General features: G+C 44.6%; 5 protein-coding genes. All 5 read left to right on the top strand.

Features of this window, described 5'->3' with window-relative positions; translation table 11 throughout:
• Nucleotides 1–637 (top strand): CofH family radical SAM protein (locus tag F7C14_RS00520; RefSeq protein WP_290898489.1); only part of this gene is annotated, 637 nt, incomplete at its 5' end.
• A complete protein-coding gene (locus F7C14_RS00515) occupies nt 625–1,356 on the top strand; it encodes a menaquinone biosynthesis protein (RefSeq protein ID WP_290898484.1) in 732 nt (243 codons plus the stop codon). The genes F7C14_RS00520 and F7C14_RS00515, both read left to right, overlap by 13 nt.
• Nucleotides 1,322–2,350: a cyclic dehypoxanthinyl futalosine synthase gene (gene mqnC, locus F7C14_RS00510; protein WP_290898479.1), complete on the top strand. Its 1,029-nt coding sequence runs from the start codon at nt 1,322–1,324 to the stop codon at nt 2,348–2,350. Before F7C14_RS00515 ends, mqnC begins: the two co-directional genes overlap by 35 nt.
• 33 nt (nt 2,351–2,383) lie before the next feature.
• Nucleotides 2,384–3,619 (top strand): 3-phosphoshikimate 1-carboxyvinyltransferase, encoded by a 1,236-nt coding sequence (gene aroA / locus F7C14_RS00505; RefSeq protein WP_290898474.1) that lies wholly within the window; start codon nt 2,384–2,386, stop codon nt 3,617–3,619.
• On the top strand, nt 3,609–3,874 hold a 266-nt coding region (locus F7C14_RS00500; protein ID WP_290898471.1), incomplete at its 3' end, for a chorismate synthase. The genes aroA and F7C14_RS00500, both read left to right, overlap by 11 nt.

Here is a 3,874-nt window from a genome sequence, read left to right as displayed (position 1 = left end):
CTCAAAGAAAGAGAAGATGAGCGTTAGAGAGTTTTTGTCCCGACTGAAAGAGGCTGGACTGAGAATGCTTCCCGGAGGAGGAGCTGAAATTCTGGCTGAGAGAGTTAGGGAAGTCATTTCCCCAAGGAAGGCTTCAGCCGAAAGGTGGCTCAGGGTTATGAAGATTGCCCACTCTCTGGGGATTAAAAGCAACGCTACGATGCTTTTCGGACACGTAGAAAGTTACAGAGACATAGCGATTCATCTGTACAGACTCAGAAAGCTTCAGGAAAAAACAAACGGCTTCGTATCGTTCATTCCCCTTCTCTATCATCCCGAGAACACGAAACTTGGAGGGGAAAAAGCGAGCGCAGTTAAAATTCTAAAAACCATAGCCGTCTCAAGAATCGTTCTCGACAACTTTAAGGGAATAAAAGCGTACTGGGTTATGCTGGGGGAAGATTTGGCGACTTTAGCTTTAAATTACGGAGCAAACGATGTTGACGGAACAGTTTTGGGGGAGAAAATAGCTCACTCTGCTGGAGCGAGAACGCCAAGAGCGATGACGGTAGAAAGGCTCGTGAAAATGATAAAAAGAGCCGGGAAAATTCCGGCTGAGAGAGACTCATTCTTTAACGTGATAAAATGCTACGAATAGGCAAGTTCGGATTCATCAACAACTTTCTGGCTTATTACAAGTTGGAAAAAGAGGGAAAATACGAAATTGTTGAAGCAGATCCCAAAACGCTTGCCGAACTTTTCGAGAAAGATTATGTTGACTATGCACCAGTTCCAAGCTATTACTACCTCAAGAGAAAGCCAAAAAGGCATAAGTTCTGCGTAGCTTCGGATGGAGAGGTTTACAGCGTAGTTGTTGTTTCCAAGGGAAAAAAGCTCGGAGAGAAAATTGCAGCCACAACCAAGTCGATGACATCGGTGAACATGCTCAAAATAATAATTGAAGAGAACGGTTTAAAAAGCGAAGTCGTTCAAGTGAACGGAAGCTATAGAGAGATTCTGAAAAATTACGAGAGTGCTCTCTTAATTGGAGATGAAGCGATAAAAGCGAGAATGGTTTACAGAGTCTCCATGGACATAGGAGAGGAGTGGAAGGATTTGACCGGCTTTCCTGCGGTATTCGGCGTGGCTGTTTCGAAGAAGGAAAGCGGAAATGAGATAGACGAAAATGTCTTAAATTCCGTTAGATGGGGTAGGGAAAACCTCGATGTTGTTGTAGAGGAGGCAAGCAGAAAATTCAGACTTCCAGAAGAATTCCTTGAAACGTATTTCGAGGCTTTGATTCACGAGATGGGGAAGAAAGAAGAGAGGGGGTTGAGAGAATATGAAGAGCTGTGTAAAGTCCACGGACTACTATGACCTCTTTTCTATGAGCCTTCACGAATTGGGGGAAATCGCTGATAAAATAAGAAAAGAAAAATGCGGAGAACTCGTAACTTTTGTTGTGGACACGAATATAAATTACACGAACGTATGCGTTTCGAAGTGCAAGTTCTGCGCTTTTTATGCGAGAGATGAAAGCGAAGCGTTTGTTCTCTCGGAAAAAGACATTTTAAGGAAAGTTGCCAAAGCCGTTGAGTTCGGAGTAACTCAGATTCTAATGCAGGGTGGATTGAATCCTGAACTTGACTTGGCTTGGTTCGAAAAGATTTTCTCCTCGATAAAAGAGAAGTTTCCCTCCGTTCACATCCACAGCCTTTCTCCTCCGGAGATAATCTTCTTAGCGAAGCTTGAAGGGTTGAACTTCGAAGAGGTTCTACTCAGGCTTAAAAAAGCCGGACTCGACTCTCTTCCCGGAGGAGGAGCCGAGATTCTTTCGGATAGAGTTAGAACGATGTTGAGCAAAAAAGGGAAGAGCGATGAGTGGCTTGAAGTGATGAGGACTGCTCACGAACTTGGGATTCCAACAACAGCAACGATGATGTTCGGACACGTGGAAAAAGAGGAGGAAATAATCGAGCATTTGCTGAAAATCAGAGAGCTTCAAGAAGAAACGGGAGGTTTCACAGCCTTCATTCCTTGGACTTTTCAGCCGGGAAGAAGCGAGTTGAAAGTTGAGAAAGCATCTCCAGTGAAGTATCTGAAGGTTGTAGCAATCTCAAGGATCGTTCTCGACAATTTCAGAAACATACAGGCTTCCTGGCTCTCTCAGGGATTTGATGTCGCTTCTCTTTCGTTGCATTTCGGAGCGAACGACTTCGGAGGGACGTTGCTTGAGGAAAAAGTGATAAGCTCAACAGGAAAGAAGCATACCCCAGCCAGAGTGGAGCAAATAGTGAAAGCTATAAGAAAAGCCGGCAGAATTCCAGCGAGGAGAGACACGTACTACAACATTTTCGAAGTTTATGCGTGATAACATTTATCAAAGGTGAGCAGACCATTTTCTGTGGAGGTAGTTGTTAGGAAAAGCGAAGTAGAAGGGGTCGTGAAAGCTCCGCCCTCAAAAAGCTACACTCACAGAGCTTTGATAGCCGCTTCCCTCTCTCCACTCTCAAGAATTAAAAACCCGCTAATAGCGGACGATACTTTAGCCACCTTATTTTCATGCAAAAAAGCCGGAGCTGAGGTTTGGAGGAGCAAGGACACGATGATCGTCGGAAGTGCTGAGAAGTTTGAGGGCTACTTCAACTGCATGAATTCGGGTACCACGCTAAGAATTCTTCTTTCCCTTTCCCCGGCTACTTCTAGCTGGGGAGTTTTGGACGGGGATTCTTCGCTGAGAAAACGACCCAACAGGGAGCTTTGCTTAGCTTTAAAAAAGCTTGGAGTACGCGTGAAGGGAATCGGGAGCGATTTCAGAGCTCCTATCAAAATTGAAGGGAAATTGAAGGCTGGAGAAGTGGAAATAGACGGAAAAAGCTCCCAATTCGTTACGTCTCTCCTCTTCTCGCTACCTCTCGTTGGAGATTCGGTCGTGAAAGTTAAAAACCTGAAATCGAAACCCTACGTGGATGTAACTCTTCACGTTCTTGAGGAGAGCGGAATTAAAGTAGAAGTCGAAGGGAACGCTTACCATATTTACGAATCCGAATACAGACTGAGAAAATTCGTAATCCCTCCGGACTTTTCCTCTCTGAGCTATTTAATAGCCGCCGGAGTTATCGGAGGGAAAGTTACAATAGAAGACGTTACTGATTCAAAGCAAGGAGATAAAGTCATAGTGGACATTGTAAGAGAAATGGGTGGAAGAGTTTCGTGGAGAGGAAATAGAATAGTAGCTGAAAAATCCGAGCTTGAGGGGATAGATTTCGATGCCTCGGACAATCCAGATCTGGCTCCTACGATTGCCGTCTTAGCTGCTGTAGCCGAGGGGAAAACGAGGATATACAACGCCGAACATCTTAGAATGAAGGAGACAGACAGGATTCAATCAATCTGCGAAAATTTGAAAAGGCTCGGAGTTGAAGTAGAATGCAAACAGGATGAGATAGTGATCGAAGGAGGAAAAAGAGAGTTCAGAGGAGTTGTTGACAGTTTTGGAGATCACAGAATTGCGATGGCTTTTTCCCTCCTCGGACTGCTTGGAGAGTTGAAAGTTCTTAGAGCTGAATGCGTTAGCATTTCATATCCGAAGTTTTTTGAAGTTCTCAAAAAGCTTGGAGCTGATGTGAATGCCAGGTAACACGTTTGGAGAGGTTTTCAAAGTCACAACTTTCGGCGAAAGTCACGGGAAAGCTGTAGGCTGCGTAGTCGACGGCTGCCCAGCCGGGCTGAGACTGAAAAAAGAGGATATACAGAAAGAATTGGACAGAAGAAAGCCGGGAGGAAGGCTGTTTTCTCCGAGAAAGGAAAAGGACGAGGTTGAGATTCTTTCAGGAATTTTCGAAGAAAAAACTCTTGGAACGCCAATAGCCATGATCGTTTACAACAGAGACGT

Source organism: Ferroglobus sp. (genome assembly GCF_015521575.1).
Lineage (GTDB): Archaea > Halobacteriota > Archaeoglobi > Archaeoglobales > Archaeoglobaceae > Ferroglobus.
The sequence above is the reverse complement of the archived record's forward strand: the minus strand, read 5'-3'. Positions and strand labels throughout refer to the sequence as shown.

Excerpts from the sequence above, each read along its gene's own strand:
- F7C14_RS00515 (WP_290898484.1), top strand. The coding sequence starts at position 625 with ATGCTACGAATAGGCAAGTTCGGATTCATCAACAACTTTCTGGCTTAT.
- mqnC (WP_290898479.1), top strand. The coding sequence starts at position 1,322 with ATGAAGAGCTGTGTAAAGTCCACGGACTACTATGACCTCTTTTCTATG.